Origin of the sequence: Cohnella sp. (assembly GCF_041640265.1) — a bacterium.
Taxonomy (GTDB): Bacteria; Bacillota; Bacilli; order Paenibacillales; family Paenibacillaceae; genus Cohnella.
Genome location: NZ_JBEQAP010000100.1, coordinates 1 through 4,869, shown reverse-complemented (window position 1 = coordinate 4,869; position 4,869 = coordinate 1). Strand labels below are relative to the sequence as shown.

The following is a 4,869-nucleotide window of genomic DNA, read 5'->3' as shown; positions in this document are numbered from 1 at the left end:
AATGGAGCAATACAGCTTGGAAATGCAACAAAAGAAAATTCGATTTAATTGTAAACTCGTTAGTGAACTTACTTGGAGATCAGCCATTACGATTGATATTCATCGGATGGACCGAGTGTTCGCCAACCTGCTCTACAATGCAATCAGGTATACTCCGAAAGGCGGCAGCATTACGGTCACCATGAAAGTGCTTGAAGGTTGCGATGAGGTAGAAGTAATCGTTGCGGACAGCGGAGCAGGTATACAGCCCGACGATTTGCCCCATATCTTTGATCGGTTCTACAAGAAAGACAAGTCGAGACATTCTTCATCGGGTGGAAGCGGCTTGGGACTTTCAATCGCCAAGGAGATCGTGGAATTACATAGAGGGATCATTCAAGCGTATAATCCGCCGGAAGGAGGAAGCGTGTTCGAAATAAGACTGCCGATGGCGAAATAGACTGGCTTACCTCGATCTACACGCTGCCGTCCGCGCGATGCTCTTGACGAATTAAATCGTTAATTAAATTAATCGATCGCTTTCTTTGCTCTTGATTCATGTCTTGAAACAAGGATAAAATCTCTTTGTTGTCTTGCGTGATCGCAGTTTCAGCTTTGGCCTTTGATTGTGTCCCGCCGATTATATAATCTAAGGACACATCGAAAAACGCAGCCAGTTTAATAAGTGTTTCATAAACGGGTTGCCGGTTATTGATTTCATAATGGCTGTAGGCTGATCGTGTGATACCGATATGGCGGGCGACTTCTTCCTGTGAGATTTTACGGCGAAGTCGCAATTCTCGCAGACGTTGTCCCATATTCATAATAATAACCCCTTGACACCAGATAACCTATCTATAAGTAATTTATGATACAAAATGTATCGTGTCAAGTGTTTAGGAACCGTTTTCTCGTAGTAAATACAATATATATTTAAATTTTAACTCATTTTATGAGTATAATGCATATATCTGCACCTAGATTAAGAACTTAATCATGTATATTATATTGATACGAATCGTATCTTTGCGAGGGAGGTGAAGGGATGAAAGTCAAAATACTTAATGCAAAAATGAGTCACAGTGAAGAAACGGGTTATGTAGGACAAGTTCAATTCGAAATCGAAGAGCATAAAAAGCCCTATGAGGTAACCTTGCAAAGCAACAACGGAAGAAATAATTGGAGTTATGCCTTGAATTTCTGGAATGAATCAGGAAGCGAAGAGGAAATTCAGGCAGTCGATGAAAGACTTGAAGAGGACGATGCTTTCTTCGAGCAATTCGTCATTGCGGTTAATGCGGTCAATAATGTGAAATAACATGAAATATACAATAAGGAGCCACCTCCTATACTAGGGGATGGCTCCTTATTGCGGTTCATTCAAATTTGATAATCAATCTCCAGGAAGCGCTCAACTTCTATAATCCAGCGCTCCTTAACAAATTGCTCATGTAGAGGATGAGCGTTATACGCTTCATAATCAGCCGAACTTGAGAACTCCATTGAGAAGCCGAAGGCGTAATCGTTCTTCGGGCTTACTTGTCGATAAACATTAAATTTCTTAACAACAGGTATAGAGGTAAGTGTGGTGCGCCCGTCTTCAAGGAATCGAGATTCAGCCTCAGATCCTTTAGGGTGCTTAAGATTGAAAATAACCGAATGTACGATAGCATTCTTGTCCATAGATTAACCCCCTCATGTAAATTTCCCAATGCAATTATAGGCATTTACGTTTCGAAATGAAACCAACTGAGCTTGATATCACCACTCATTACTAAGTATACATGATGATTTCCGGCCACTGTAGTAACTTTACCGGCTAGCGTTTGCCAAGCTGAACAGTCGCCAGTGATCTCAATGCTTCCCATTAGCAGCCCCTCAGGGCTGTCTAGACGTAAATCGATTCGGGACCGGGCTGAGCCTGCGGCACGTACTTTAAACGACTTGATATCGTTAGTAAGAGCGACGCCCTCGAAACGGACCCAGGAGTCAGGCTTATGGGTAACAACACTGTTTCCACCTTCCGTGTCTTCTCCAATAATCACACCCTCATAATCATCGTAGTTAACCGCTCTGGTAGCCTGAAGCAAGTCACGTGCAGGAATTACCTCGCCATCGACAGCTAGGAGACAGGTCTGACGAATATCAGAGGAGGAAGCTCCAATCATCATTGAATATTCTCCGCTCTCCAGGCAGAACTTCTCACGAGATACATCCCAGAAGACAAGATCGGCGGCTTGAAGCTTAAAGGAGACAATTACTGATTTTCCTGCTTCTATAGCCACTCTTCTGAAGCCTTGGAGCTGTTGGAGCGGGCGCTTCACTCGAGAAGTGCCTGCTCTTGTATATAACTGAACGACCTCTTCCCCGAAGACCGGTCCGACATTGGTTATGGAGCAGCTAATGGTAACTGTTCCACCTTCTGAGATACGGTTCGAATCCATTTGAATGTCCTTGTACACAAAGCGAGTATAGGAGAGGCCGTGGCCAAACGGATACAGCGGCTTTCCTTCAAAGTATTGATACGTTCTGCCGCTTTTGATAATATCGTAATCCATAAATTCGCCTAGCTGGTCGACGGATTGATACCAGGTCATGTTCAAACGGGCAGCTGGATTGTAATCTCCGAAAAGCACGTCAGCCAATGCGGTTCCAAGCTCGTGTCCGGCATGAGAGGAATAAACCACCGCAGGGATATGGGCATCTACCCAGTTGATGGCGTAAGGGTAGCTGCCGACAATAACAACGATTGTGTTCGGGTTAACCGCCAATACTTCCTTAATGAGACGGTCCTGAGATTCGGCAAGCGTGAGATCCGGACGATCAATGGTTTCTTTGCCGTTAATCAGAGGGTGGTTTCCAACGAATACGATGGCTGCATCTGCATCGCGAGCAGCATCCACAGCATCGGTTAACCCATCGATTACTTTCTCTATTTGAAAGGATTCTGCTTCGGCTGCTGTCTGATCCTGTACCTTTAGGGCACCCGTGTTAACATCAACGGAGATGGGACGATTATTCCAGGTCGTCAGCTTGGCCCCATCGCCGTTTTCCTTCTCTCGAACATGGAATACTTCTTTCGTAAACCATTCCCAAATATGCTCCGAAGACGCGGTCACTTGGGTGTCATCAGTCGTGAGGTAACGTCCGTTCGTATGAGAAATCAAAGTATGGCTATCCCAGCCCCAATCCGTCATCTCGAAAATTTCCGCATGTTCTGCAAATTTCTGTATGGCGAGAAGCGGCTGCTTGTCTTCTTCTCCAAGAGATACATAACGACCGTTCGCGGCGGATTTAAGCTTCACATGATCGCAGCCGCTCGCAAATCGCAACTGATGTTCTTCAGAAAGCTTTCCACGGATACCTTCAAGCGGTGTTATTGCATAGGGGAGGGTGCCGCTGTACCAATCCCGATAGACGGTACCCCCTAGCGGACCGATTACGGCTATCTTTTTAACCTTCTCCGCGTTCAGGGGTAGAATATCCTTCGTATTCTTTAACAGCACAATACTTTTGCGTACGGCTTCAAGAGAAAGTGCAATATGCTCCGGCTGAAGGATTACTGACTCATCAATGGCTGCGTATGGATTAAGTTCATCGGGATCGAATTCTCCCAGTCGCATCCGGACACGGAAGGTGTTGGTGAGAGCGACATTAAGATCGTTCTCTGTCAGCATGCCATCGGTCAAAGCGTCACGAATGGCTTGCTTAGAAATGTCATGATCGTCGGTGATGCTATCCACGCCGGCTTTAATGGTTAGCGCCACAGCTTCTTTATAGGTTTCAACATAGTGATGATCGTTAACTGTACCGAGTACATCCCCGGCGTCGCTCACAACAAACCCATTCATGCCCCACTCCTGCTTGACAATCCGATTCACGTCCGGATTCAGGTTCGCAGGTACGCCGTTAACAGAATTGTAAGCCGTCATCATAGACTGTGCTTTACCTTCTTTGAAGGGGATTTCGAAAGCCTTCAAGTAATATTCCCGCATATTTCTTGGATCGATGCTAACGGAGCATTCACCGCGATCGATCTCGTTGTTGTTACCGATGAAATGCTTGAGGGAGGCGACCGCTTTCAAATAAAACGGATGATCCCCCTGAATACCGTGAATGAGAGCAGTTGAAAGCTTACCCGTGAGATGGGGATCCTCGCCGTATGCCTCCTCGGTGCGCCCCCAACGGGGATCACGTTCCATGTCTACTGTTGGCGCCCATAGAGTTAAGCCGTTAATGGCCGGGTTTTTCTTGTAGAAGCCGCGAGCCTCATCGCCGATTGCATTCCCGATCCGCCGCAGCAGCTCCGTATCCCACGTGCAAGCAAGTCCGATTGGCTGCGGGAAGGAGGTAGCTTCACCAAGCCAAGCCATCCCGTGGGCTGCTTCCGTACCATGCTTGTAGGGTTTAATGCCAAGACGGGGTATCTCATCCTGATATTGGCACATCAGATTGATTTTCTCGTTCAGGGTCAGTCTGGAGACGAGGTCATTCACTCTTTCTTCAAGCGGCAAATCTGGGTTATTGAATGGAAATTGTTGGATTTCTGCCATTAAGCTCAGCTCCCAGCTGCATATTTTGTCGATTATGAAATCGCATACACAACCCTTCAGAAGGGTTCACTTTGCAATCAAACCGCAGATGAATCGATTCTAACATGAGCGATCAAACGATTGTACCCGGATAATTGGAGAAAAAATCCGTCACAATTAGCTATTGAATTCGTTTACAATATACAAAGAAAGAAATTATTGATATTCATAACTCCCTCAGTATGATGAGTTTATCTCACGTATGCTCGCTTATTCGCAGGATTTCAGATAACTTGGATAAGCTTTGAATGGGGTATAGGGATAGTAACCATAAGTGACAAGGGGTTGGTGCAGTTAA

At 45.7% G+C, this 4,869-nt stretch carries 5 protein-coding genes; 2 read left to right on the top strand and 3 right to left on the bottom strand.

Features of this window, described 5'->3' with window-relative positions:
• A partial coding sequence (locus tag ACESLK_RS29750; protein ID WP_373233474.1) for a sensor histidine kinase occupies nucleotides 1–439 on the top strand: 439 nt, incomplete at its 5' end.
• A gap of 16 nt (nucleotides 440–455) precedes the next feature.
• Here ACESLK_RS29750 and ACESLK_RS29745 read toward each other — a convergent pair.
• Nucleotides 456–803: a helix-turn-helix domain-containing protein gene (locus ACESLK_RS29745; protein WP_373233473.1), complete on the bottom strand. Its 348-nt coding sequence runs from the start codon at nucleotides 801–803 to the stop codon at nucleotides 456–458.
• Nucleotides 804–1,024: 221 nt separating this feature from the next.
• Between ACESLK_RS29745 and ACESLK_RS29740 the strand changes: the two genes are divergently transcribed.
• A complete protein-coding gene (locus ACESLK_RS29740; RefSeq protein WP_373233472.1) occupies nucleotides 1,025–1,297 on the top strand; it encodes a hypothetical protein in 273 nt (90 codons plus the stop codon).
• A gap of 62 nt (nucleotides 1,298–1,359) precedes the next feature.
• Here the strand turns inward: ACESLK_RS29740 and ACESLK_RS29735 are convergent, their stop codons facing one another.
• The gene (locus ACESLK_RS29735; protein ID WP_373233471.1) at nucleotides 1,360–1,662 is read right to left on the bottom strand and encodes a Dabb family protein; all 303 of its coding nucleotides are present in this window, start codon (nucleotides 1,660–1,662) and stop codon (nucleotides 1,360–1,362) included.
• Between the two features lie 44 nt (nucleotides 1,663–1,706).
• Complete coding sequence (locus ACESLK_RS29730; RefSeq protein WP_373233470.1) at nucleotides 1,707–4,532, bottom strand: glycoside hydrolase family 3 C-terminal domain-containing protein; 2,826 nt, start codon at nucleotides 4,530–4,532, stop codon at nucleotides 1,707–1,709.
• Between the last annotated feature and the right edge of the window lie 337 nt (nucleotides 4,533–4,869).

What these genes read in the sequence shown, in the direction of transcription:
- ACESLK_RS29745 (WP_373233473.1), bottom strand. Translation starts at nt 803, where the DNA reads ATGAATATGGGACAACGTCTGCGAGAATTGCGACTTCGCCGTAAAATC.
- ACESLK_RS29740 (WP_373233472.1), top strand. Translation starts at nt 1,025, where the DNA reads ATGAAAGTCAAAATACTTAATGCAAAAATGAGTCACAGTGAAGAAACG.
- ACESLK_RS29735 (WP_373233471.1), bottom strand. Translation starts at nt 1,662, where the DNA reads ATGGACAAGAATGCTATCGTACATTCGGTTATTTTCAATCTTAAGCAC.
- ACESLK_RS29730 (WP_373233470.1), bottom strand. Translation starts at nt 4,532, where the DNA reads ATGGCAGAAATCCAACAATTTCCATTCAATAACCCAGATTTGCCGCTT.